Below are 23,366 nucleotides of genomic sequence, written 5' to 3' on the forward strand. Positions count from 1 at the left end.
CCGTCACAGCCCGAGATAGGCGGTTTTGATGCGCGGATCGGCCAGCAGGGTCTTGGCCGAATCCTCCATCACCACCCGTCCGGTCTCCAGCACATAGGCGCGGTCGGCCAGACGCAGCGCCAGATCGACCCGCTGTTCGACCAGCAGGATGGTGATGCCGGCGCCGTGCAGGTTCTTGATGGTGTCGGCCAGGGTGTCGACGATGATCGGCGCCAGCCCCAGAGTCGGCTCGTCCAGCATCAGGCATTTCGGGTTGGCCATCAGCCCGCGCCCGAAGGCGACCAGCTGCTGCTGCCCGCCGCTCATGGTGCCGGCCTTCTGGGTGCGGCGTTCGGCCAGGATGGGGAACAGCTCGTAGACCCAGCGCAGCCGCTCGGCGAAGCCCATGCTGCCCGGCCGGCCGCGCAGCGCGCCCAGTTCCAGATGCTCCAGCACCGTCATCTCGGGGAAGAGCTGGCGGCCTTCCGGCACGTGGACCAGTCCGCGCTCGATCACCTGATGCGGTGCCAGCCGGTCGATGCGCTCGCCGTCGAAGGTGATCGTTCCGCCGCTGGGCCGCAGCAGGGCGGAGATCGCCTTCAGCGTCGTCGTCTTGCCGGCGCCGTTGGAGCCGACCAGGGTGACCAGTTCGCCGTCCTCGACGGTCAGGGAAACATTGTGGACGGCCTCGCGATGGCCATAGCGGACCTTCAGACCTTCGACCTTAAGCATCGACCGGCTCCCGTCCCAGATACACGCGGATCACTTCCGGATCGTTCAGCACCTGTGCCGGCGCCCCTTCGGCGATCTTCACCCCATGGTCCAGCACCACCAGCCGGTCGCAGACGCTGGCGACCACCCGCATGTGATGCTCCACCAGCAGAACGGTGACGCCGCGGGCACGGATGCGGCGGATCATCTCGACCAGCCGCTGGCCCTCCTCCGGGTTCATGCCGGCGGCCGGCTCGTCGAGCAGCAGCAGGCGCGGCTCGGCGGCCAGCGCGATGGCGATCTCCAGCCGGCGCTGCTCGCCGTAGGACATGGCGTCGGCCAGCGTGTCGGCCCGGTGGTCGAGATCGCAGAAGGCCAGGATCTCCATGGCCTTGCGGCGCAATTCCGCTTCTTCGCTGCGGTAGGCGGCGTTGCGGAGGATGGCGGCGCCCCAGCCGGTGCGCGTCGTGCGGTAGGCGGCGCTGCGCACATTGTCGAGCGCCGTCAGGCTGGGGAACAGGCTGGTGATCTGGAAGGTGCGCGACACGCCGCGCTGGCCCATCACGTGCGACGGCGCGCCGGTGCAGTCGGTGCCGTCGAAGCGGACGGTGCCCGACGACGGCGGCAGCGAGCCGCCAAGCATGTTGAACAGCGTCGTCTTGCCGGCGCCGTTCGGCCCGATCAGCCCGACCACCTCGCCGGCCTGAACCGTCATGGTGACGTCGCGGACCGCGGTCAGGCCGCCGAAGATGCGGGTCAGGTTGCTGACCGCCAAAATCTCTTTTGCCGGGAATGCTTGAGCAGCTGCGTTCATTTCGCACCTCCCTCGGTGCTGGGCAGACCGCTGGTCGTGGCCGGCATGTTGTTCTCCGCCTTGTGGGTGTTGCGCCAGCGCTGCCACAGGCTGACCAGCCCGCCCGGCAGGAAGACCACCGTCCCGGTCAGCAGGGCCGCGAAGATGACCATGCGCAGCGGACCGGCGACGCGCAGCGATTCCAGAAGGCCGATATAGACCAGCGCCCCCAGGATCGGCCCCAGGATGGTGCCGCGCCCGCCGATGATGACGACGATGATGAGGGCGGCGACATTGTGGACGCCCATGATGTCGGGGGTGATGACCCGGATATAGTGGGCGTAGATGGCGCCGCCGATGCCGGCGATGGCGGTGGCGGCGACGAAGCCCAGCAGCTTGGTGTGGAAGACGTTGATGCCGAGCGACGCCGCCAGCGGCGCATTCTCGCGCACCGCCAGGAAGGCGCGGCCGGTGCGGCTGCTCACCAGCGCGTGGCAGAGCCAGGCGGTCGCCAGCACCAGCGCCAGCACCAGATAATAGGTCGGCCGGGCGCTGTCGAAGGCCAGCGGGCCGATCGCCATCGGCGGGATGTCGGTGATGCCCATAGGCCCGCGCGTCAAATCCACCCAATGGTTGGTGATGGTGAACAGGATGGCGCCGAAGCCCAGCGTCAGGATGGCGAACTGCGGCCCGACCACCCGCAGGGCGGCATAGCCGATCACCAGCCCGAACGCCGCCGCCACCAGCCCGGCCAGCGGCAGCCCCAGCAGCGGCGGCAGGCCGAGTTGTGTGCTGAGGATGGCGGAGGTGTAGGCGCCGACGCCGACGAAGGCGGCATGGCCGAAGGTGAGTTCGCCGAGATAGCCGATGACGATGTTGAGGCTGAGCGCCAGCAGCGCATACAGCATCCACAGCACCAGCAGATGTTCCAGATAGGCGTTGCCGGCGAGGAATGGCAGGACCGCCAGTGCGGCCACGCCGCCCGCGATCGCCAGGGGCTGTGCCAGGGTTTGGGTGTTGGTGTTCATCGCAGACCCCGCGCCGTGCTGAACAGGCCGTTGGGGCGCCACAGCAGGACCGCGATGATCATCGCGTAGCCGATCGCCTCCATGAAGCCGAGGGAGATGTAGCCGCCGCCCAGCGATTCGATGACGCCCAGCAGCAGGCCGGCGAACAGGGCGCCGGTGACGCTGCCCAGCCCGCCCATGATGACGACGATGAACCCCTTCAGCACCGCCCAGTTGCCGATGGTCGGGAAGATCATCACCGTGGGGCCGACCAGCGCGCCCGACAGCGCCGCCAGCCCGCAGGCCAGCGCGAAGGTGTAGGTGTGGACCAGCCCGATGTTGATGCCGGTCAGCGCCGCGCCGTCCGGATTCTGCGCCGTCGCCCGCATCATCTTGCCGAAGCGCGAATAGCGGATGAACAGATAGACCGCGACCAGCGCCACCACCGCGGCGGCGAAGACCAGGATGCGCTGCTGGGTCAGCGTCACCGTGCCGATTTCCAGCACCTCGTCGGCGAAGGGGCTCTCGACATATTTGGGATCGGCGCCGAACAGAAGCTCGCCGCCGTTGGCGATCAGCAGGGCCAGACCCAAACTGGACAGCAGGATGGTGAATTCATGGTCGCGGCGCAGCGGCCAGAAGATCAGCTTGTTGGCGGCGACGCCGAGCCCCGCCACCACCACGGCCGAGATCGCCGCCGCCGCGATGTAGTCGAGCCCGAACAGGGTGCCGACGAAATAGGTGATGTAGGCGCCGAGCATATAGAACTCGCCATGGGCGAAATTCACGATGCGCAGCACCCCGAAGACCAGCGTCAGCCCGGTGGCGATGAGCACATAGGCCATCCCGTTGACCAGGCCGTTCGCGATCTGCTGGGCGAAGACGGTGAAATCCATGTCGATTCTTCCTGTCGGGAGCGGACGTTGTTCCCTCTCCCCCCGCTCACGCGCAAACTTCGTTTGCGCTGACGCGACAGGCGGACCTCCGGTCCGCCGAAAGCGGGGAGAGGGGTAGGGTGAGGGGGTCGCGCTGCGGCCCTTTACCTAGAATCCACTCCATGCATCCCCCTCACCCCGACCCTCTCCCCGGGGGGAGAGGGGGGAAGAAGGTGAGGAGAGGGCTTTTCGCTACCGGCCGCTCAGTCCCGGACGCTGACGATCTGCTTCTTCTGCACCTGCACCAGATGGATCGACTGGCTCGCCTGCCCCTTGTCGGAGAAGCGCAGTTCCCCCATCACGGTCGGAACCGACTGCGATTTCAGGGCTGCCGCGATCTTGTCGTAGGCGCGCGGGTCGCCGCCGGCGGCATCGATGCCGAAGGCCAGAACCTGCACCGCCTGGGCGCCGAGCGCGGCGATGAAGGACGGATCGTTCTTGTAGTCCTTGCGGTATTCCGCAAGCCACGGCTTCAGCGACGGCGCGGCGCCGTCCTCGGTGAAGGGCGAGGCTGAATAGACCTGCTCCAGCGAATTGCCGGACAACTCGACCAGCTTCGGGTTCATGTTGCCGGCCGACGCGATGACCTTGCCGCGATAGCCGGTCTGCTTGATCTGCCGGTAGATCGTTGCGCCCTGCGAGGTGTTGATCGCGGCGACATAGATCGCGTCGGCGTTCAGCGACTTCAGCTTGGTGAGCGCGGTGGTGAAGTCGGTGTCGGTGCGGTTGTAGAACTCGTGCCCCTTCACCTCGATGCCGCAGGCGGTCAGCAGCTTGGTGTAGTTCTCCAGCTCCAGCCGGCCCCAGTCGTCGTTGACGTTCATGAAGGCGATGGACTTGGGCTTGATGCGGTCACAGATCGCCTTCGAATAGAACTCCGACATCATCGCCGAGGTGGCGTTCAGGCGGAACAGGTACTTGTGTCCCTCCTCCGTCACCTTCGGGTGCTGGGAGCTGGTCATGACGGTGATGATCATGTCGCGCGTTACTTCCTTCATCGACAGGGCGACGGCGCTGAACCAGCCGCCGATGATCATGTCGACGTTGTCCTGCTCCATCGCCCGCTTGGCGGCGCTGACGCCGTCCTCGGGGGACCCCTTGTCGTCGTAGGTCAGCAGTTCCAGCTTGCGGCCGGCGACGCCGCCCTTGGCATTGATGACCGCGGCCATCGCCTGCGCGCCTTCCAGGCCGAGCTGGCCTTCGAAGGCGCCGGTGCCGCTCATCGGGCCGATGACGGCGATGCGGACCGGCGGTTGCTGCGCCTGGGCGCCGGTGGTGCCGGCGACGGGAATGGCGAGGGCCAGGGCCGCCGCGGCGGCAAGGAGAGTGCGCCTACCGAACATGGGGTTCCTCCGTGGATTGGTCGTCTTTTGGTTGGCCGTCTTTTGCCCGGCCGGCTTTTGATTTGCCCTTGGTCCCGGCGGGTGGTGCGCGCCGGCAAAGGATGGTCAGGCGGTCTTCAGGTAGCGCTTCTGCAGTTCCTCGATCTGCGGGAAGCCGATGAAGTCGATGAAGCTGTTGTGGTCGGTGACCGGGCGCGGCAGGTCGCGGGTGGAGCGGCGTTCGGCCAGAGCCGCGAGATTCTCCTTCAGCGCGGAGGCGACGGTCATCAGCGGCACCAGCGCGTAGGTCGCCATGCCGGCAACCTCCTCGACCTCCTCGGCCGACAGCTTCTCCAGCCAGCCGAGAAGCTGGAGCGACAGCGGCACGCCGACTGCCTCGCGCATGGCGCGCAGGCCGTCGATGTCCTTGAAGCACTTGCTGATCGGCTGGATCATGTCGGCACCGGCGGCGACATAGGCGCGCCCGCGCTCCATGGCGGCGGCCGGATCGACCACGTCGGTGCGGGCGATGATCAGCATGTTGGGATCGCGCCGCGCCTCGACCGCCGCCTGGATCTTGGCGACGCCCTCGTCCATCGGGATGACCTCGACCCCGCCGACGCAGATCGGGCAGCGCTTGGGCGCCACCTGATCCTCCATGATGACGGCGGAGACGCCCGACGCCTCGAACTCGCGGATCGTGCGCATCACGTTGATGGCGTTGCCGTATCCGGTGTCGATGTCGGCGATGACCGGGACATTGACCGCCGACACCACGTTGCGGACCACCGTCAGGTTTTCCGACATGGTGTACAGCTCGGCGTCCGGCTGGCCGAGGAAGGAGGCCGAGACGCCGAAGCCCGAGGTCATCAGCGCGTCGAAGCCGGCCGCCTCGATGAAGCGGGCGGACAGGGCGTCATAGGCGCCGGCCGACCAGACGGTCTTCTGCGCCAGCACGCGGTTGCGGAATTCAGATCCCCGAGACATTGGCATGGTCCTTTTGTTCGCGTTGCTGGGCCGCCTGCCGCTTCAGGAAGGGGACGAGGCCGCCGGCCTCGATCATCTCGGCATCCGCCTGCGGCAGCGGCTCATAGGGAATTTCGGTGCCTTGGGTGTGGTTGCGGACCACGCCCGCCGCCCAATCCACCTCGATCTCGTCCCAGCGTTGGACGAAGCCGAGGATTCCGGGGCAGCTGACCTGTGGGAAGCCCATGCTGACCTCGCCGCGCCAATAGCCGGGGGAGAAGGACTCCGCGATCACCCCGGTGATGCCGAGATGACGCATCGCCTTCATCGGCGGATAGTGCGGGTGGCCGTAGCCGAAATTGTCCGCACCGACCAGCAGGTCCCCCGGCCGCACCGATTTGGCGAAATCCGGGTCGTAGGCCTGCATGGCGAGCTGAGCCAGCTCGGCCACGTCGGTGATCTTGATGTTCTTGACGCCGACGATCTGGTCGACGTCGAAATTCACCTCGTCGAAGATGAAGGCGACGCGGCCCCGCATAACAGGCATCGTCATGGCGGCCCTCACAGGTAGGGGCGCGGATCGGCGATCCGGCCCTCGATGGCGGAGGCGGCGACCACCGCGGCGTTGCACAGGTAAATCTCGGAGTCCGGGCTGCCCATGCGGCCGCGGACGTTCAGCGTGCCGGTGGACACCGCGCGCTGGCCCGCCGTCATCGTCGCGATGCGGCCGAAGCAATAGTCGCAGCTGGGGGAGGAGACGAAGGCCCCGGCCTCCACCAGCGTGGACACCAGCCCCTCGCGCGCCGCCGCCGCCATCAGCTCCTGGCTGGTCGGGACGATGTGCAGGGAGACACCAGTCTTGACCCGCCGGCCTTCCAGCACCTTGGCCGCCGCCCGCAGATCCTCCAGCCGGCCCGACGCGCAGGACCCGAGATAGCCGGCATTGATCTCCAGCCCGAGGAACTCGGTCAGGTCGCGGGTGTCCGCCGGGGTCGGCGGGGCGACAACGATCGGCTCAAGCTCCGACAGGTCGATGTCGTGAACGGCGGAATAGTGCGCGTCCGGGTCGCTCGACACCGGCTCCAGCTTCTTGCGGGCGCGGGGCAGGGCGTAGTCCAGCCGCACCGGGTCGGGGTTGACGATGGCGGTCAGGGCGCCGGTGAACATCGCAAGGCCGGTGATGGTCTGCAGCCCCTCCGTCGACATCGCCGCCACCGACGGCCCGCCCAGTTCCAGCACCTGGAAGCGGCAGGAACTCGGCCCCAGACGGCGCACCAGATGATGGAAGACATCGCGCGCCATCACGCCGGGTCGCAAGGATCCGCGCAGGTTCACCCGTACGGTGTCGGGCACGCGGATCGACACGGTGTCGCTGACGAAGGCCTCCATCACGTTGCGGCGCAGACCGATGGCGAGGGTGCCAAAGGTGCCGAGCTGGCTGACATGGCCGTCGAAATGGACGACGAAGGCGCCCGGCGTCGCATAGCCGACCTCCGCCGCCACCTGATGGCCGATGCCGTGCCGTTCGAACAGCGGCACATCGTTCTCCGCGCACCAGTTGCGGGTGTTGATGTGAAGCTCTTCCTCCTTGGCGGTTGCGGTCGGCACCATGTGGTCGATGAAGATGCCGAAGCGTTCAGGTTCCGCCACCCGCTCGATGCCGAAATCCTCCTTCATCGTCTTGAAATAAACGTCGGTGTAGCCGGGGAAATCGTAGGCCAGCACGAAGTCCGGCTTCGCCTTGATGTCCTGTCCGGCGCGGACGGCGGGCAGACCCGCCGCGCGTGCCAGGATCTTCTCGGTGATGGTGTAGCCCATGGCGTGGATGTCTCCGCTCCCGGTCCTCAGCGGCCGAGGCCGAGGGAGCCGGGATTCATCAGCCCCTGCGGATCGACGGCGCGCTTGACGCCCTCCAGCAGCGACCAGGTTTCGGGGGTCATGATCTCGCGGAACGGATAGTCGCGGGCGACCTGCCAGCTGACGCCGCCCAGGCTGCAATAGAGCTCCTGCGTCGCGCGGCGCAGTTCCGCCACCGCGTTGCGCGCCGCCGGGTTGGCCGGGCGGTCGCGCCAGGGCTTCACCACCTCGTCGCCCAGGCTGGCGGCGTGCAGCGGCGTGATCTCGTCGGTCCAGTAGAAGGCCGGCTCCAGGAAGAAGTCGTTGCCGACCGTCATGGTCATCACCGAATAGATGATGCCGTGCCGCTCCATGAAGCCGCGCTTCTCCGCGAAGAAGGCGTCGTTGGCGGCGACCACTTTGTCGGCGTCGCCCAGCGGGAAGATGGCGTGGATCGGGACCCAGCGCTGGCCCTCGCGCCCCAGCATGCCGCGCACCGGCCCGAAGGGCTTGGAGCGCATGACCTTCGGCACGCTGTTCTCGATCTCCTTGCCGTGGCGGGCGCCGATCTCGCGCACCGTCTGCATCGCCTCGCGCAGCTGGGTTTCGCTGCGCCCCTCCACCACCAGATGGAGGGTGAAGTTGTGCTCCTTGAGGAAGGCGGTGCCGGCGGTGGCGACGCTCAGCGCCTCCTTGGCGCCCTGGAACAGCGACTTGCCGGCCTTCGCAACGTTGCCCAGCGTCTTCAGCCCGTCCGACAGCTTGTTGACGCTGGCCGAATGCTCGACCTTGGTGCGGTCGATGCCGAAGCCTTCCGACACGCAGCGCGCCCGCGCCATCTCGACCTGCGCCGCCGCCATCGCCTGCATCGTGGCGAAGCCGAAGGACAGGAAATCGGTGTGCTCCGGCCGGCGGTGGAGCCGCAGCGTCGCCGCCACCTTGAAGCCCATGGCGCCGTTGTCGCCCAGGAACAGCCCGGTCAGGTCGGGGCCGCCCGACCGGGTGAAGGGCTTGGTGCCGACCCGTCCGCCCGACCCGGTGGTGACGACACGGCCGTCGGCCAGAACCACGGTGACGCCCAGCACGCTTTCCGCCACGGTGCCGTGCAGGGCGGAGCCGAAGAAGGCGCTGTTCTGCGACAGGGCGCCGCCGATGGTGGCGTTGATGCCCGACAGCGGCCCCCAATAGCCGGTGCGCAGGCCGGTGCCCTCCAGCGCCTCGTTCAGCGCCGCCCAGGTGCAGCCGGTTTCCACCGTGACATAGAGGCTGTCGGTGTCGAGATCGATGATCCGGTTCAGCCGGCGGCTGTCGATGACGACCGAGTTCGGGCCTTCGGGCAGATAGCCCTTGGTGTAGGACATGCCGCCGCCGCGCGGCACCACCGCCACCCCGGCGTCATGGGCGGCGCGCACGGTGGCGGCGACCGCGTCGCGGTCGCGCGGCAGGGCGATGGCGAGCGGCGGGATGCCCGGCTGCCAGAACACGTCGTTGGCGTAGAAGTTTCGGTTCTTCTCGTCATCCAGCAGGCCGTCGGGCCCAAGCGCCGTGCGCAGGGTGTCGAGCAGGGTGGCCGGGCCGTCGAGAGCGGCGATGCTCATGGGGATGTCCCTCTGATTTGATCAGGCCGCGAGCGGCTCGAACCGGAAAGTCTCGGCCGTCCGGCGCACAAAGCCGGTGTGGGGGGCGCCGAAATGGGCGGGGAAGACCAGGGCGCCGCGGTCGGCGGCATGGTCCAGCAGCCGGCGGCGGGTCGCCACCGCCTGGGCCTGATCCTCGCAGAAGCGGCTGTTCCAGTCGGGACGCGCCACCTGCATCGGCTGGTGCAGGCAGTCGCCGGTGAAGTAGGCGGCATGGCGATCCGACTCCAGCCGGACGAACATCTGCCCGGCGGTGTGGCCGGGGGCCAACTCCACCGACAGTCCGTCGAGAATGCTGTCGCCGTCCTCGATCAGGTCCACCTGTCCGGCTTCCCACACCGGCAGCACGCTGTCCTCCATCACCGGGCCGTTGCCGGGCATGCCGATCAGCCCGCCTTCGGGGCTGCGCCAGTGCTTGAACTCCTGCGCGCCGTAGATGTAGCGGGCGTTGGGGAAGGTCGGGACCCAGCGTCCGTCGACCAGCTGGGTGTTCCAGCCGACATGGTCGATGTGCAGATGGGTGTTGATGACCAGGGTCACGTCCTCCGGCCGCACGCCGGCCTCGGCGAGGTGGCGCAGATAGGGCTTGTCGAGCATGTGGAAGCGCTCGAACCCCGGCGTGTGGCGTTCCTTGTGGTTGCCGCAGCCGGTGTCGATCAGGATCACATGGCGGCCGGTGCGGATCAGCCAGCTGTGCATGCTCGACATCAGGCGCCGCGATGCCGGATCGAGGAAGTTTGGCTCGGCCAGTTCGGGGTTCCGGGTCAGGATCGCCTCGTCATAGGCCGGAAACAGGAAGCCGGGGTCGAAACCCGGCGTCAGCATTTCCTCGATCCGCGTGACCGTGAACGCACCCAGGGCGATGGTGTGCATTGTCCTCCCCTCGTGCAGGGTGCCGGCGGCCGGTCCGGAAAAGCGGGGGACTGCGGCGGGCCGGAATATGGGGCGCCGGCCATCCGCAGAGGCGATGGCGGCGCGCTTGTTCTGTTTGTTGGGCAAGGAAACCATTTGCGCTCTGCGGTGTCAACAGGCAAAAATGGTGTCACTGTTTGACACGAACGGCGGACTGAGTCAGGGATGGTGGAAAGGGGTTGCGCAAGTGGGCGCGGGCCTTCAATGCTACCGGCGCGCTGCTACCGCGACGGGATGAGGGCGGTTCCGCCACCCTCCGTCGGCTGTGCCGGGCGGCGGGGCTGCCGCCCGGACTCGAGATGCGGGACATCCAAAAGGGGCTTGAGCGTATGGACACCGAACAGGACGACAACCAGGGCACGGAAAAGAACGGGCTGAGCGTCCGCGCGGTGTCGCGGGCCTTGGCCGTGCTGCGCAGCTTCTATCAGGAGGGGCCGACCCTGACCCTGACGGAGGTTGCGACCGCCGCGAAGCTCGACAAGGGGACGGCGCGGCGCATCCTTCTGACGCTGGTGCAGGACGGCTTCGCCGCCTTCGATCCACAGAGCCAGAAATACAGCCTGGGTCTGGAGATCCTGAAGCTGGCGGGAGCGGTGCCGGAACGGCGCGACCTGCGCCAGATCGCCTCCACCATCCTGTCGCGGCTGGCGAAAACCACCGGCAGCACTGTGTTCCTGTCGGTCTATCACGAGGGATCGGCGGTGTGCCTGGACCAGTTCCACAGCGACCGCTCGGTGGCGGTGCGCTGGTGGATCGTCGGCGGGCAGCTGCCGATGAACTGCGGCGCGGCGCCGCGCGTGCTGCTGGCCTATCTGCCGGAGGCCGAGGTCGACCGCGTTCTGGCGCGCGGGACCACGCGCCTCACCCCCCACACGACCACCGACCCGCGCCAATTGGCGAAGGAACTGGAGGAGGTGCGGGAGCGCGGCTGGTCGGTGGCGGTCGACGACGTGATCGAGGGGCTGGCCGCCATCGCCATGCCGCTGTTCGATCCCGACGGCCGGCTGGTGGCGGCGGTCAGTTTGACCGGCCTGACCCCCCACATCGTCCGCAACGGCCAGCCCAATTTCCTGGAGGAGATGCGCGAGGCCGTGCGCGAGATCTCGGCCAACCTCTACTCCCTGTCGGCGCCGCCGCTGCACCGCGCCGCCCGCGCCCAATCCGCCATCGGCGGCTGAGGCGGGGCGGCAGCAGTGTCGCGCTATGCCACCGGGTGCAGATTCGCCCTGTCAGGTCCTGCAGTCAGGAAGGCGGCGTAGCAGTCGATCGTTGCCTGAACCGCCTCGTCACCCTGTCCGGGATACCAGACGGTGGCGGGGGTCGGCATGACCTCCGTTCCGGCCGGGGCGAGCGTCCGCGCCTCCGCCAGCCCTTCGACCAGCATGTCGGCGGGGCCGGCGCAGATCAGGGCCGGGCGGGTCAGGCGCACCAGTGCCGCCCGCGTGTCGTAGCGGAAGGCGGCGCGGTAGGAGCGGTCGTAATGCCCGCCGCTCGCCAGCAGGCCCATGGTCCAGTCATGCAGCACCGCCGCGTCGGGAACGCCGATGGCGCGGGCGGCGGCGCGCTCCTGCCGGTACCACGGCCAGAACAGGAACATGTCGCGCCGCATGTTCCAGGCCTGGAGCAGATGCAGCCCCCAGCGGTCGGCGGCCAGCGGCGGGAAGTAATGGTCGAGGATGTCGGCGCTGAAGTCGGCGGGGATCAGCACCGGCGCCTCCAGCACGGCGCGGCCGATCCGGTCGGGATGGCGCACGGTCAGGTCCAGCGCCACCAGGGCGCCGGTATGGGTTCCCCACAGATCGAAGCTGTCCAGATGCAGCGCGTCGGCCAGCGCCAGCATGTCGTCGGCCAGCACGCCGACATCCACCGGGCGCTCCGGCTTGCCGGAGTCGCCGTTGCCGAGATAGTCGGGGGCGATGACCTCCCGTCCCGGCGCCAACCCATGCAGCAGCGGCAGCAGCGGTGCCGACGACCCCGGCGCCGACTGGAAGGCCAGCAGCGGCCGGCCGCTCCCGGCGCGGCGCAGATGGACCCGGCCGGCGGGCGTGTCGGCGTAGTCGTGCCAGACCCGCAGCGGATCGGCGAAGGGCCGCGTCGGCGGCAGCGGCCCGGCGGGTTTCCGGCCGGCGGCCATCGGCGCGAGACGAGCGGTGGCCTCTTCCAACCCCTCGACGCAAAGCGCGCCGTCGGCGGAGTCGGACTTGCTGCGCATGGCGTCCAGGCAGATGGACCACAGCGCCTCGTAACGTGCCGGTGCTGCGGCGGCGCTGCGCAGCGTCGCGTCCAGTTCGGTGGGGCCGGGCAGGGGCGCGCCGGCTTTGGCCGGGTGGCTGGCGTCGCGCGGTTCCAGCACATGGGCGTCGCGCAGATGCGCCCACAGCACCGCCAGATGGGTTCCGTCCGCGCGGGGCGCCAGCGGGGCGGGACGCAGGCCGCGCTCGCTCCATCCCTCCGCCGCGGCGGCATTGACCAGAAGCACGCCATCGGGCCGCCACCCCGCCTCGGGCAAGGCACGGGCCAGCGGCGCCGAGAGGTCGAAGGCGAGCAGCGGACAGGCGGGCAAGCCGAGCCGGCCGGCGGCATCGGTGATCAGGCGGGCCAGCCCGGCGATGTCCTCCGCCCAGCAGGTGACCGACCCGCCGGTTCCCGGAAGGTCGAGCGCGGTGATGGTCCAACCGGGCAGGGCGCGCGACAGCCTGTCGGCGCACACCGATGCCGCTTCGATCAGGCCCGGCAGGACCAGCAGATCGGGTCCCGAGCCGCTGCGCCAGACGCGCATCTGGCCGTCGGCAAGGGTCACATAATGGGGTGTCGGCATCGGATTCCTCCCGATCGGCCGGCGCGAGGCGCGGGCCAGCCATTTTGTTCGTTGCGCTGACGGTGCCGCTGTTTGACACTCAGTTCATAGGATGACATAGTTTCTGCAACAGCGACAAGGGCGGCACCGCCACCACCGCACCGCTGCCGCCATTCATTTCAACCAAATCGTCAGGGAGGACGGGCATGGCCTGGCCGGACGGAACGGGCGTTCCCAAACGGCGCGAGCTGCTTTTCGGCACGCGTCTCGTACCATGCTACAGCGAGCGTCCCGCCACCATCGACGCTATGCTCCGCGCCGCCGTCGCCCGCCGGCCGGATGGCGAGGCTCTGGTGGATGGGGCGCGGCGGTACGGCTACCGGCAGCTGGACGTGCTGGTGACGCGGGCCGCCGCAGCCCTGCTGGCGCAAGGCGCCCGGCGAGGCGACCGCATGGCGCTGGTGCTCAGCAACCGCGCGGAGTTCCTGATCGCCCTGCTGGCGGCGGCGCGCGCCGGCATCGTCGCGGTGCCGGTCAGCGCGCGGGAACAGCGGCCGGGCATCGCCGGCATTCTGAACGATTGCGGCGCTTCGATTCTGATCCACGACGCGGCTCTCGCCGACCGCATGCCCGACGCAGCGGAAGTGCCGTCACTCGTCTCGCGCTTCTCGGCCGGCGGCGCGGCGGACGGCTGCCGCCCCTTCGAAGACTTGCTGGAAACGGACGCTCCGCTTCCGGACTCCGCGGCCCCGCAGCGGGAGGAGGACACCGCCGTCATCCTCTACACCTCCGGCACCACCGGCAAGCCGAAGGGCGCGCTGCTGTCCCATGTGAACATCATCCACTCCGCCATGCATTTCGAGGAATGCTGGGACTACCGCGACGGCGAGCGGGCGGTGCTGGCGGTTCCGGCCTCCCATGTCACCGGGCTGGTCGCCGTCATCATGGCGATGATCCGCGTCGCCGGCTGCACCGTGATGATGCCGGCCTTCGACGTCGCCAGCTTCCTGGAACTGGCGAGCCGGGAGCGCATGACCTCCACCGTGCTGGTGCCGGCCATGTACAATCTCTGCCTGCTGCGCGCCGATTTCAGCCGCTACGACCTGTCATCCTGGCGGATCGGCGGCTTCGGCGGCGCGCCGATGCCCGAAGCGACGGTGGAGGCAATGGCGGAGCGGCTGCCCGACCTGCATCTGCTGAACGCCTACGGCTCCACCGAATGCGCCACCATCATCAGCGTCGTCCCCATCGGTCACACCCGCGCCTGCCTGGATTCGGTCGGCATGTGCGTGCCCTGCGGCGACCTGCGCATCGTCGACGAACAGGGCCGCGAATGCCCGCCGGGGGTGAGCGGGGAGGTCTGGATCCGCGGGCCGATGACCATCCGCGGCTATTGGAACCGCGAGGATGCCACCCGCGACAGCTTCGTCGACGGCTATTGGCGCTCCGGCGACATCGGTGCGCTGGACGAGAGCGGTTATCTGAGGCTCTACGACCGCAAGAACGACGTCATCAACCGCGGCGGCCATAAGATCTACAGCGTCGAGGTCGAAAACCTGCTGGTGCGCCATGCCGACGTGGTGGAGGCGGCGGTGGTCGCCCATCCCGATCCGGTGCTGGGCGAGAAGATTCATGTCTTCGTCATCTCCAAGTCGGGCAGCCTGACAGCGGAGGAGGTGCGTGCCTTCTGCCGGGCCAATCTCGCCGAGTACAAGGTGCCCGATTACGTCACGCTGCTGGGCGACGCGCTGCCGCGCAACGCCAACGGCAAGGTGACCAAGCGGGTGCTGCGCGATCAGGTGTCCGTGAGTTAAGCCCGTCTCAGCCCCACCGCCGCCTCGACGAAGGCGATCAGTTGCTCGGCATAGAGGTCGGGCGTGATGCCGCGGCGGCGGTGCTTGGCGCGCTTGACGTACCAGTCCTGCAGCATCGGCTTGATCAGCGCGGCGGTCATCGTCACGTCCGGCACCGCGAACAGGCCGCGGGCGACCCCGTCGGCCAGCGCGTCGGCGATCATGCCCTCCGTCATCATCTCGCTGCTGACGGCAAGGTCGCGGCCCTCCTTGGGGAAGGACTTCGCCTCCATATAGGCGAAGACGAACCAGGGATGCATGGTCTCGGTCAGGAACAGGTGGGTGCGCAGCAGCCAGCGCAGCCGGCCGGCCGGGTCGTTCGCCAGCCCGTCCGGCGGGTGGCCCAGCACCTCTTCCACCACGCCGACGACCTGACCGAGGATCATCATCAGCAGCGTGTCCTTGCTGTCGAAATAGGCGTAGAGCGCGCCCATGCTGAGCCCAGACTGTTCGGTCAGGTCGCGCAGGCTGGTGGAATGGAAGCCCTTGCGGTTCGCCAGGGTCAGAGTGGTTTCGACGATCCGCGCGAGGTTGGCGATGGCGACCGCCGGCTTTTTCACCCGGATGGTCGCGGCATGCCGTTCCAATATGCGCGCGCACAGCGCCTCCATCGACAGATCGTGCCGTGCCTGGAAATCCCGCAAGCTGCTCATACCCCGGCTGTCCTATCGTTTGCGACACCGATCGTTCTTGCACAAGATCGGCTGTAAGGATATAAAGCGAGCGCTCGCTCGTTTTTTCAAGGGTGCTGTTCGGGGCCGTGTCCCGCCGCCTCGTCAAGAAATCCCGACCATGGGAGGAAGCATGAGCGTCTCCATCGATCTGACCGGCAAAACGGCGCTGGTCACCGGCGCGTCGAGCGGCCTCGGCCGCCATTTCGCCGGTGTTCTGGCCAAGGCGGGCGCCCGCGTGGCGCTGGCCGCGCGGCGGACCGACGCGCTGGCCGAAACCCGCGCCGCCATCGAAGCCGCCGGCGGCAACGCCGTCGTCGTCGCCACGGACGTGACCGATCCGGCCTCCGTCGCCGCCGCGGTGGGGGAGGCGTGGGGGGCACTGGGCCGCATCGACATCCTCGTCAACAATGCCGGCGTCACCGCCACGCGCCCCTTCCTCGACATGGGCGAGGAGGAGTGGGACCGGGTCATCGACACCAACCTGACCGGTTGCGCCCGCGTGGCGCGCGCGGTGGCGCAGCGCATGCGCGATGATAAGCAGGGCGGGGCCATCGTCAACATCGCCTCCATCCTCGGCATGCGGGTGGCGGGGCAGGTGTCGTCCTACATCGCCGCCAAGGGCGGGCTGGTGCAGCTGACCAAGGCGATGGCGCTGGAACTGGCGCGCTACAACATCCGCGTCAACGCGCTCTGCCCCGGCTATGTCGAGACCGAGCTGAACGCCGACTTCTTCGCCAGCGACGCCGGCAAGGCGCTGGTCAAGCGCATCCCGCAGCGCCGGCTCGGCCGGCTGGCCGATTTGGACGGGCCGCTGCTTCTGCTGGCGTCGGATGCCGGCGCCTACATGACCGGATCGGTGCTGGCCGTCGACGGCGGCCATCTGGTCTCCTCGCTTTAAAAAGATCAAGGAGCGGTTCCATGGACTTCACCCTTCCGCCGGAGCTGGAAGACTATCGCCGTCGCGTCCGCGCCTTCGTCGAGCAGGAGATCCTTCCCGTCGAGGCCGACCGCGCCAATTGGGACGAGCACGAGAACATCGCCGAAGCCCCGCTGGCAACGCTGCGCGCCAAGGCGAAGGCGGCCGGGCTGTGGACGCTGCAGTTGCCGAAAGAGGTCGGCGGCCACGGATTGCCGATGGTCGGCGTCGCCGCCTGCTACGAGGAGATGAACCGCTCCATCTTCGGGCCGGTCTGCTTCAACGCCGCCGCGCCAGACGACGGCAACATGCGTCTGCTGAGCATGGTCGGCACCCCGGCCCAGAAGGAGCGCTGGCTAGCCCCCCTCGTCGAGGGGCGGGTGCGCAGCGCCTTCGCCATGACCGAACCGCATCCGGGTGGCGGCTCCGACCCGTCGATGATGAAGACGCGGGCCGAGCGCAAGGGCGACCGCTGGGTGGTGACGGGCCGCAAATGGTTCATCACCGGGGCCGACGCGGCGCAGCATTTCATCCTGATGGCGCGCACCTCCGACGATCCGCGCAAGGGGCTGACCGCCTTCCTGTTCGACAAGGACCAGCCCGGTTGGCGCATCGAACGCCGCATCCCGATCATGGGGCCGGAGGAACATGGCGGCCATTGCGAGCTGATCTTCGACGGGCTGGAGATCGCGGACGAAAACGTGCTGATGAATGTCGGCGACGGGCTGAAGGCGACGCAGATCCGCCTTGGCCCGGCGCGGCTGACCCACTGCATGCGCTGGACCGGCCTTGCCAAGCGCTGCCTGGAGATCGCCGGCGCCTATGTGAAGGAGCGTGAAAGCTTCGGCATGCCGCTGGCCGAGCATGAAGGCGTGCAGTGGATGCTGGGCGAGACGGCGATGCAGATCGAGATCGGCCGGCTGTTGACCATGAAGGCGGCGCATGCGCTGGACAGCGGCAGCTTCGCCCGCAAGGAGGTGTCGATGGCCAAGGTCCAGGTCGCCGACACGCTGTTCAAGGCGGCCGACACGGCGATCCAGCTCTGCGGAGCGCGCGGCTATTCCAAGGACACGGTGCTGGAGTGGATCTATCGCTACGCCCGGCAGGCCAAGCTGGTCGACGGCGCGTCGGAGGTCCACAAGATGGTGCTGAGCCGCAGCTACCTCGCCGAGGGCGATGATTTCTGGGGCTGGCGGTGAGCGGCGGTCCGAAGCCCACCGGCGGATTGGAGCCAGCCCGGAAAGCGGCGCTGGAGTACTGGCTGGCCGGGCAGGCGGACGCGCGGGCGGTCGCCGTCATCGACGAGGGGCGGCTCAGCGGCGGCGCCATCTCGCTCAACCTCGCGGTCACGCTGGAGATCGACGGCGGGCCGCTGGCGGGACGCCACCCTTGCGTATTGCGCACCGGCTCGGCGTCGGGCGTGTCGGCCAGCCTGGGCAAGGCGGAGGAGGCCGCGGTGCTGCGGGCCGTCTTCGCCGCCGGCGCCACCGTGCCGGAACCGTTGTTCGTCGGCGCCGATCCGGCGATGCTGGGCGCGCCCTTCTACATCATGCGGCGGGCGGCGGGCATCGCCGCCGGTTTCCGCATGGTCAAGAGCGAGGAGCCGCGGCGCGATCTGGCCCGTGAACTCGGCCGGCAACTCGGGCTGATCCACCGGGTGCGGCCGGGTGCGGCGGGGCTGGAGTTCCTGGCGCCGCCCGAACCGACGGCGGCCCTGCAGGCGGCGGCCGATTTCCGCCGCTGGGCCGGGCGTTATGCCGCCAGCGATCCGGTGCTGGCCTATGGGCTGCGCTGGCTGGAACGCAACGCGCCGCCGGCCGGCGATCTCGTGCTGTGCCATCGCGACTACCGCACCGGCAACTACATGGTTGAGGGTGACCGGCTGACCGCGATCATTGATTGGGAATTCGCGGGCTGGTCCGACCCGATGGAGGATCTGGGCTGGTTCTGTGCCGCCTGCTGGCGCTTCGGCCGCAACGACCGCGAGGCTGGCGGCATCGCCGACCGGGCCGACCTTTATGCCGGCTATGAGGAGACCGCCGGGCGGCGGGTGGATGCGAACGCCGTCGCCTATTGGGAGGCCGCGGCCTGCATGCGCTGGGCGGTCATCGCCATCCAGCAGGCGCAGCGCCACATCTCCGGCACCGAACCGTCGCTGGAACTGGCGCTGACCGGCCGGATGCTGCCGGAGATCGAAATGGATCTGCTGCGCCATCTCGACCGTGTCGGTGGATTCCCCATGACCGGAGGTGGAGCATGATCAACGACGATCCCGGCGCCCGCGATCTGGTCGCCATCGCGCTCCGCAGCTTCCGCGAAGCAATTTTGCCGGTGGTCCCGGCGGACCAGCGCTTCACCGCGCTGATGATCGCCAACGCGCTGGGGGTGGCGGAGCGGGAACTGGCGGCCGGGACCGCGGCCGAGCCGGCCCTGGCCGCCGCCGTCGGCGGCCTGCTGGGCGAGGACGGCGATCTTCCGGATTTGCTGCCGAGCCTCTGCGCCGCCATCGACGCCGGGCGCTTCGACGCGCCCGACCGGCAGGCGGCCTTGCGGGCGGTGCTGAAGGACATCACGCGGGCTAGGCTGGCGCTGAGCAATCCCAAGCGTCTGGCCACCGAAGGACGGGACACCGACCGATGAGCCTGTTTCCGCCCCTGCCCGGCACGGTCGCGCGCCGCCGTCTCTATCTGCTGCGCCACGGCCATGTCGCCTATTACGACGACGCTGGCAAGCCGCTGAACCCGAAGCTGGCCGCGCTGACCGACCGCGGGCGGGCGGAGGCGCAGGCGGCCGGCGCCCTGCTGGCCGGGGTGCCGCTCGACCGCGTGCTGTGTTCCGGCCTTGCCCGTACGCGGCAGACGGCCGAACCGGTCGCCGCGCCGCATGGTCTGCCGGTGGAGGACCATCCCGATTTCCTGGAAATCCGCGCCGGCCGGCTGTCGGAGGTGCCGAAGGAGCAGCGGGAATCGGCCTACGTCTATGGCTTCGAGGCGGCGAGCGAGGACGGGCGCTTTGCCGGCGGCGACGGCTTCGCCGCCGTGCGCGACCGCGTGGTGTCGGGCATCGAGGTGCTGGTCCGGCAACCGGGCTGGACCCATCTGGCGCTGGTCGCCCATGACGGCGTCAACCGCATGCTGTTGTCCTGGGCCTGTGGCGCCGGGCTGTCGGCCCTGTCGGCGTTCGAACAGGACTACGGCTGCATCAACATCATCGACATCGATGTAACGGCCGGCCGGGTGGTCCGCCGCCTGATCCGCGCGGTGAATGTGACGCCCGGCAACCCGGCGAAGATCGGCCTGCACCGCAGCAGCCTGGAGGAGGCGTTCGGGCCGCTGCTGGCGCTGGATTGAGGAATTATCGTCCGGCGCCGCCGATGCTGCGGCGCCAGGCCGGCTCCGACAGGCGCTCGATCAGGAAATCGGCCAGCACGCCGATTTTGGCCGGCCGCGTGCGGGCCGACGGGGTGATGAAGTAGAGGCCGCCCTTCGGCAGCGACCAGTCGGTCAGGATCGCGGTCAGCCGTCCCGTTGCCAGATGCTCGGCGGCCATGAATTCCGGCAGTTCGGCGATGGCCAGCCCCTCCAGCAGCATCGGCACCAGGGCGTCGGCGTTGGTGACGCGCAGCGGGCCGGACGGGGTGACGCTTTCCTCCTCGCCGGCACCGTTGGTGAAGTGCCAGATGTCCTGCCGCCGGCGGTAGGCATAGCCCAGGCAATGATGGCCGTTCAGCTCGCGGGGATGGCGCGGCTCACCATAATGGGCGAGATAGCCGGGGGCGGCCAGCACCACCGGCGATACCCCGCACAGCCGCCGCGCCACCAGCGAACTGTCCGGCAGCACCGCGATGCGCAGCGCGGCGTCGAAGCCGCCGCCGACCAGATCGACGGTGGCGTCGCTCAGGTGCAGGTCGATGGAGATCTCCGGATAGAGGCGGAAGAACTCCGGCAGCAGCGGCGCCACCCAGCGCAGTCCGAACGACATCGGCACCGCGAAGCGGATCAGGCCGCGCGGGCGGCTGGACATCTCGCGCACCGCATTTTCCGCCGCCTCCGCCTCGTCATAGAGGCGGGTCGCGCGCTCCGCCAGGGAATGGCCGAAATCGGTCAGGGCCAGCCGGCGCGAGCTGCGGTTGAACAGCCGCGCGCCCAGCCGGTCCTCCAGCCGGCTGACCGCACGCGACACGGTGGCCACCGACACCCCCATGGCGCGGGCCGCAGCGGCGAAGGAGCGCTCCTCCGCCACCTTGGCGAACATCGCCAGCCCTTCGAAATCCGGCAGCTTCGACATCGCCAATCCTGCACTATTCTGCAACGATGGTTTTCAATCGTTTCTATTTCGATATGTGCCCGCCGTCGATAGCTTTGTCTCCAGAAAATGCCCCATTCCCAAGGAGATTTCAGATGTCAGGCAAGCTTGACGGCAAGATCGCCCTCGTCACCGGCGCCAACAGCGGCATCGGCCTCGCCGCGGCCAAGCGCTTCGCCGCCGAAGGCGCCACCGTCTATCTCACCGGCCGCCGCAAGGGCGAACTGGAGGCCGCAGTCACGGCGATCGTTGCCGCAGGCGGCAAGGCGACCGGGGTGCAGGCGGATTCGTCCAACCTCGCCGATCTCGACCGGCTCTATGCGCAAATCAAGGAAGAGGCGGGCCGGCTTGACGTGCTCTACGCCAATGCCGGCGGCGGCAGCATGCTGCCGTTGGGCGAGATCACGGAGGAACAGTTCGACGACACCTTCAACCGCAATGTGAAGGGCGTGCTGTTCACCGTGCAGAAGGCGCTGCCGCTGCTCGGCCGTGGCGCGTCGGTGATCCTTGCCGGCTCCACCGCCGGCAGCATGGGCACGCCGGCCTTCAGCGTCTACAGCGCCAGCAAGGCGGCGGTGCGCAACTTCGCCCGCAGCTGGATCCTCGACCTGAAGGACCGCGGCATCCGGGTCAACACGTTGAGCCCCGGCCCGGTCCGCACGCCGGGGCTGGTCGAACTGGCCGGTCCGGACGCGGCGCAGCAGCAGGGGTTGGTCGATGCCCTGGCCGCCCAGGTGCCGCTGGGCCGTGTCGGCGACCCGGACGAAATCGCCAAGGCCGCCGTCTTCCTGGCGTCGGACGACAGCAGCTTCATCAATGGCGTCGAACTGTTCGCCGACGGCGGCATGGCGCAGGTCTGACGGGCTGTTCCGGCCCGCAGCCTCTGCACCCCAGTATCGGTTGGCCCCCCTTGCGGCTGCGTTGTGAAACGCCGCTGCAAGGGGGGCAGCGCCATGTTCGCCGGTCATTCATATAGTTCTATATAGAACTAGTTGACCAACGCATCCATATGCGACAGGATGGCTGTGGGAGGATCTCGATGCCACAGCATAATTCCGCGTCAATGACGGATCGGCGCCTGCCGGCCTATCTGCAGTTGCGCGACGCGCTCGCCACCCGGGTGGCGCGCGGCGAATGGGGACCCGACACCGCGCTGCCATCGGAAAACCAGCTGACCGCCGAAACCGGGCTGTCGGTCGGCACCGTGCGCAAGGCGATCCAGACGCTGGTCGACGAAGGGCTTCTCGAACGGCGCCAGGGTTCTGGAACCTATCTGCGCAAGCGCGCCTTCAACGCCTCGCTGTTCCGCTTCTTCGCGGTCCAATCCGCCGATGGCGAGGCGACGATCCCGTCGAGCCGCATCATCGCGCGCACGGCCGCCACCGCCCCGGCCGCCGTCGCCAGGATTCTCGGCACTGCCGACTGCATCCGCCTCGACCGCCTGCGCGGCCAGTCCGACGCCCTGCTGCTGTCGGAGGAGATCTGGCTGCCGCGCGCCCGCTTCGACGGCATCGTGGAACTGGACGAGTCCCAATTCGGGCCGCTGCTCTATCCGCTCTATCACGAGCGCTTCAACGTCTTCATCGCCAGTGCCGTCGATGACGTCAGCTTCGCGGCGGCCAATGCCAAGGTCGCGGCGCGGCTGGGTCTTGCGGCGGGGGCGCCGACTGCGGTGATCGAACGCACCGCCTGCACCGTGGACGGCACCGCGGTCGAATGGCGCATCGCCCAGGGCCCCGCTGAGCGCTTCCGCTACCGCAGCCGCCTGAGCTGACCCGCCGCGCCGGACCCGGTTTCCGGCGCGCTCCTTCCTTGCGGCCTTCCCGGACCCTCCCCCTCGCGGCGGAGGCCGCCCCCCTATTGCCTGTATGGATCGATCGATGACAGCACACCCCCCGATCAGGGGCATCGACACGCATGCCCATATTTTCCGCCCGGACCTGCCGATGGCCGCCAGCCGGCGCTACAGCCCGGACTATGCGGCGGAGCTTTCCGACTGGTTCGCGCTGCAGGACAAGGCGGGGTTCAGCCATGGCGTGCTGATCCAGCCCAGCTTCCTCGGCACCGACAACAGCCTGATCGAAGCCGCCCTGCGCGCCCATCCGGAACGGCTGCGCGGCGTCGCCGTCGTCGATCCCGGCGTGACGGAAGAGGAACTGGACCGGCTCGGCGCCCTCGGCTTCGTCGGTGCGCGCCTGAATCTCGTCGGGCGTGACCTGGAGGATTTCGGGGCGGCACCCTGGCAGGACTTCTTCCGCCGCCTGGCCTCCCGCCGCTGGCAGGTCGAGATCCAGCGCCGTTTCGACGACCTCGCAGAGGTGGTGCCCGCCATCGCCGACTCCGGCGTCACCGTGGTGATCGACCATTTCGGCCTGCCGCAGGGCGGCATCGATCCAGCGAACCGCCGCCATGCCGACTTCCTCGACGTGCTGCGCCGGACCCCGTCGGTCTGGGTCAAGCTCTCCGCCCCCTACCGCGCCGGGCTGACGCCCGACCTCGCGGCGCGCAGCCTCGACCTGCTGCGCGTGGCCTGCGGCGGCTCCGACCGCTTCGTCTGGGGCAGCGACTGGCCCCACACCCAGCATGAGGCGGAGACCAGCTATGCCACGGAGGTGACCCGGCTGCATGCGCTGATCCCCGATCCTGCGGAGCGGACGCAAATCCTCGTCCGTAATCCGGCAACGCTATTCCAATTCGCCTGAAATACAGAAACTTGGGAGGAA

General features: G+C 68.7%; 23 protein-coding genes. 10 read left to right on the forward strand and 13 right to left on the reverse strand.

The features are described 5' to 3' along the window. Positions 1–3: 3 nt before the first annotated feature. The 10 genes from PWS46_RS14195 to PWS46_RS14240 all read right to left on the reverse strand — a co-directional run bounded on the left by PWS46_RS14195 (position 4) and on the right by PWS46_RS14240 (position 10,059). Complete coding sequence (locus PWS46_RS14195) at positions 4–711, reverse strand: ABC transporter ATP-binding protein (RefSeq protein ID WP_149272696.1); 708 nt, start codon at positions 709–711, stop codon at positions 4–6. Beyond that, positions 704–1,504: an ABC transporter ATP-binding protein gene (locus PWS46_RS14200; RefSeq protein WP_434621166.1), complete on the reverse strand. Its 801-nt coding sequence runs from the start codon at positions 1,502–1,504 to the stop codon at positions 704–706. Before PWS46_RS14200 ends, PWS46_RS14195 begins: the two co-directional genes overlap by 8 nt. Continuing rightward, positions 1,501–2,511, reverse strand: a complete 1,011-nt coding sequence (locus PWS46_RS14205) for a branched-chain amino acid ABC transporter permease (protein WP_434621169.1) — start codon at positions 2,509–2,511, stop codon at positions 1,501–1,503. Before PWS46_RS14205 ends, PWS46_RS14200 begins: the two co-directional genes overlap by 4 nt. After that, entirely contained in the window at positions 2,508–3,386 is an 879-nt protein-coding gene (locus PWS46_RS14210) for a branched-chain amino acid ABC transporter permease (RefSeq protein ID WP_434621172.1), read from the reverse strand. The genes PWS46_RS14205 and PWS46_RS14210 overlap by 4 nt, the downstream gene beginning before the upstream one ends. A 242-nt stretch (positions 3,387–3,628) precedes the next feature. Then, positions 3,629–4,768 (reverse strand): ABC transporter substrate-binding protein, encoded by a 1,140-nt coding sequence (locus PWS46_RS14215; protein ID WP_434621175.1) that lies wholly within the window; start codon positions 4,766–4,768, stop codon positions 3,629–3,631. Between the two features lie 105 nt (positions 4,769–4,873). Next, the gene (locus tag PWS46_RS14220) at positions 4,874–5,734 is read right to left on the reverse strand and encodes an isocitrate lyase/PEP mutase family protein (RefSeq protein WP_434621178.1); all 861 of its coding nucleotides are present in this window, start codon (positions 5,732–5,734) and stop codon (positions 4,874–4,876) included. Beyond that, positions 5,718–6,266, reverse strand: coding sequence for a 3-isopropylmalate dehydratase (locus PWS46_RS14225; protein ID WP_434621181.1), 549 nt, complete (start codon positions 6,264–6,266; stop codon positions 5,718–5,720). Before PWS46_RS14225 ends, PWS46_RS14220 begins: the two co-directional genes overlap by 17 nt. Positions 6,267–6,274: 8 nt before the next feature. Next, the gene (locus PWS46_RS14230; protein WP_434621184.1) at positions 6,275–7,531 is read right to left on the reverse strand and encodes a 3-isopropylmalate dehydratase large subunit; all 1,257 of its coding nucleotides are present in this window, start codon (positions 7,529–7,531) and stop codon (positions 6,275–6,277) included. 26 nt (positions 7,532–7,557) lie between these two features. Next, a complete protein-coding gene (locus PWS46_RS14235) occupies positions 7,558–9,147 on the reverse strand; it encodes an FAD-binding oxidoreductase (protein ID WP_434621187.1) in 1,590 nt (529 codons plus the stop codon). 21 nt (positions 9,148–9,168) lie between these two features. Beyond that, positions 9,169–10,059 carry an MBL fold metallo-hydrolase gene (locus tag PWS46_RS14240; RefSeq protein WP_434621190.1) on the reverse strand — a complete coding sequence of 297 codons (891 nt, stop codon included), beginning with the start codon at positions 10,057–10,059 and terminating at the stop codon, positions 9,169–9,171. Positions 10,060–10,427: 368 nt separating this feature from the next. Between PWS46_RS14240 and PWS46_RS14245 the strand changes: the two genes are divergently transcribed. Then, positions 10,428–11,276, forward strand: coding sequence for an IclR family transcriptional regulator (locus PWS46_RS14245; protein WP_434621193.1), 849 nt, complete (start codon positions 10,428–10,430; stop codon positions 11,274–11,276). Between the two features lie 23 nt (positions 11,277–11,299). Here PWS46_RS14245 and PWS46_RS14250 read toward each other — a convergent pair whose 3' ends face one another. Next, positions 11,300–12,916 (reverse strand): alpha/beta fold hydrolase, encoded by a 1,617-nt coding sequence (locus tag PWS46_RS14250; protein WP_434621196.1) that lies wholly within the window; start codon positions 12,914–12,916, stop codon positions 11,300–11,302. Positions 12,917–13,101: 185 nt separating this feature from the next. Here PWS46_RS14250 and PWS46_RS14255 point away from each other — a divergent pair, with 185 nt between their 5' ends. Further along, positions 13,102–14,709, forward strand: coding sequence for a class I adenylate-forming enzyme family protein (locus PWS46_RS14255; protein ID WP_434621199.1), 1,608 nt, complete (start codon positions 13,102–13,104; stop codon positions 14,707–14,709). Here PWS46_RS14255 and PWS46_RS14260 read toward each other — a convergent pair. Next, the gene (locus PWS46_RS14260) at positions 14,706–15,401 is read right to left on the reverse strand and encodes a TetR/AcrR family transcriptional regulator (protein ID WP_434621202.1); all 696 of its coding nucleotides are present in this window, start codon (positions 15,399–15,401) and stop codon (positions 14,706–14,708) included. The two genes, PWS46_RS14255 and PWS46_RS14260, sit on opposite strands and share 4 nt — an antisense overlap. Positions 15,402–15,552: 151 nt before the next feature. Here PWS46_RS14260 and PWS46_RS14265 point away from each other — a divergent pair, with 151 nt between their 5' ends. Genes PWS46_RS14265 through PWS46_RS14285 form a run of 5 tightly spaced genes read left to right on the forward strand, consistent with a single transcriptional unit; the run spans position 15,553 to position 19,688 of the window. Continuing rightward, positions 15,553–16,320, forward strand: coding sequence for an SDR family NAD(P)-dependent oxidoreductase (locus PWS46_RS14265; RefSeq protein WP_434621205.1), 768 nt, complete (start codon positions 15,553–15,555; stop codon positions 16,318–16,320). Positions 16,321–16,340: 20 nt separating this feature from the next. After that, a complete protein-coding gene (locus PWS46_RS14270; RefSeq protein ID WP_434621208.1) occupies positions 16,341–17,537 on the forward strand; it encodes an acyl-CoA dehydrogenase family protein in 1,197 nt (398 codons plus the stop codon). Then, the gene (locus PWS46_RS14275) at positions 17,534–18,598 is read left to right on the forward strand and encodes a phosphotransferase family protein (RefSeq protein ID WP_434621211.1); all 1,065 of its coding nucleotides are present in this window, start codon (positions 17,534–17,536) and stop codon (positions 18,596–18,598) included. The genes PWS46_RS14270 and PWS46_RS14275 overlap by 4 nt, the downstream gene beginning before the upstream one ends. After that, positions 18,595–18,978 (forward strand): DUF6285 domain-containing protein, encoded by a 384-nt coding sequence (locus tag PWS46_RS14280; RefSeq protein WP_434621214.1) that lies wholly within the window; start codon positions 18,595–18,597, stop codon positions 18,976–18,978. Before PWS46_RS14275 ends, PWS46_RS14280 begins: the two co-directional genes overlap by 4 nt. Further along, complete coding sequence (locus tag PWS46_RS14285; protein ID WP_434621217.1) at positions 18,975–19,688, forward strand: histidine phosphatase family protein; 714 nt, start codon at positions 18,975–18,977, stop codon at positions 19,686–19,688. Before PWS46_RS14280 ends, PWS46_RS14285 begins: the two co-directional genes overlap by 4 nt. A gap of 4 nt (positions 19,689–19,692) precedes the next feature. Here the strand turns inward: PWS46_RS14285 and PWS46_RS14290 are convergent, their stop codons facing one another. Then, complete coding sequence (locus tag PWS46_RS14290; protein WP_434621219.1) at positions 19,693–20,625, reverse strand: LysR substrate-binding domain-containing protein; 933 nt, start codon at positions 20,623–20,625, stop codon at positions 19,693–19,695. Between the two features lie 113 nt (positions 20,626–20,738). Between PWS46_RS14290 and PWS46_RS14295 the strand changes: the two genes are divergently transcribed. From PWS46_RS14295 to PWS46_RS14305, 3 genes are all read left to right on the forward strand, one after another. After that, positions 20,739–21,503: an SDR family NAD(P)-dependent oxidoreductase gene (locus PWS46_RS14295; RefSeq protein WP_434621222.1), complete on the forward strand. Its 765-nt coding sequence runs from the start codon at positions 20,739–20,741 to the stop codon at positions 21,501–21,503. A gap of 203 nt (positions 21,504–21,706) precedes the next feature. Then, positions 21,707–22,417 (forward strand): GntR family transcriptional regulator, encoded by a 711-nt coding sequence (locus tag PWS46_RS14300; protein WP_434621225.1) that lies wholly within the window; start codon positions 21,707–21,709, stop codon positions 22,415–22,417. Positions 22,418–22,523: 106 nt separating this feature from the next. Further along, positions 22,524–23,345 carry an amidohydrolase family protein gene (locus PWS46_RS14305; RefSeq protein WP_434621228.1) on the forward strand — a complete coding sequence of 274 codons (822 nt, stop codon included), beginning with the start codon at positions 22,524–22,526 and terminating at the stop codon, positions 23,343–23,345. Positions 23,346–23,366 lie beyond the last annotated feature (21 nt).

The organism is Azospirillum sp. B2RO_4, from assembly GCF_051124815.1.
GTDB lineage: Bacteria > Pseudomonadota > Alphaproteobacteria > Azospirillales > Azospirillaceae > Azospirillum.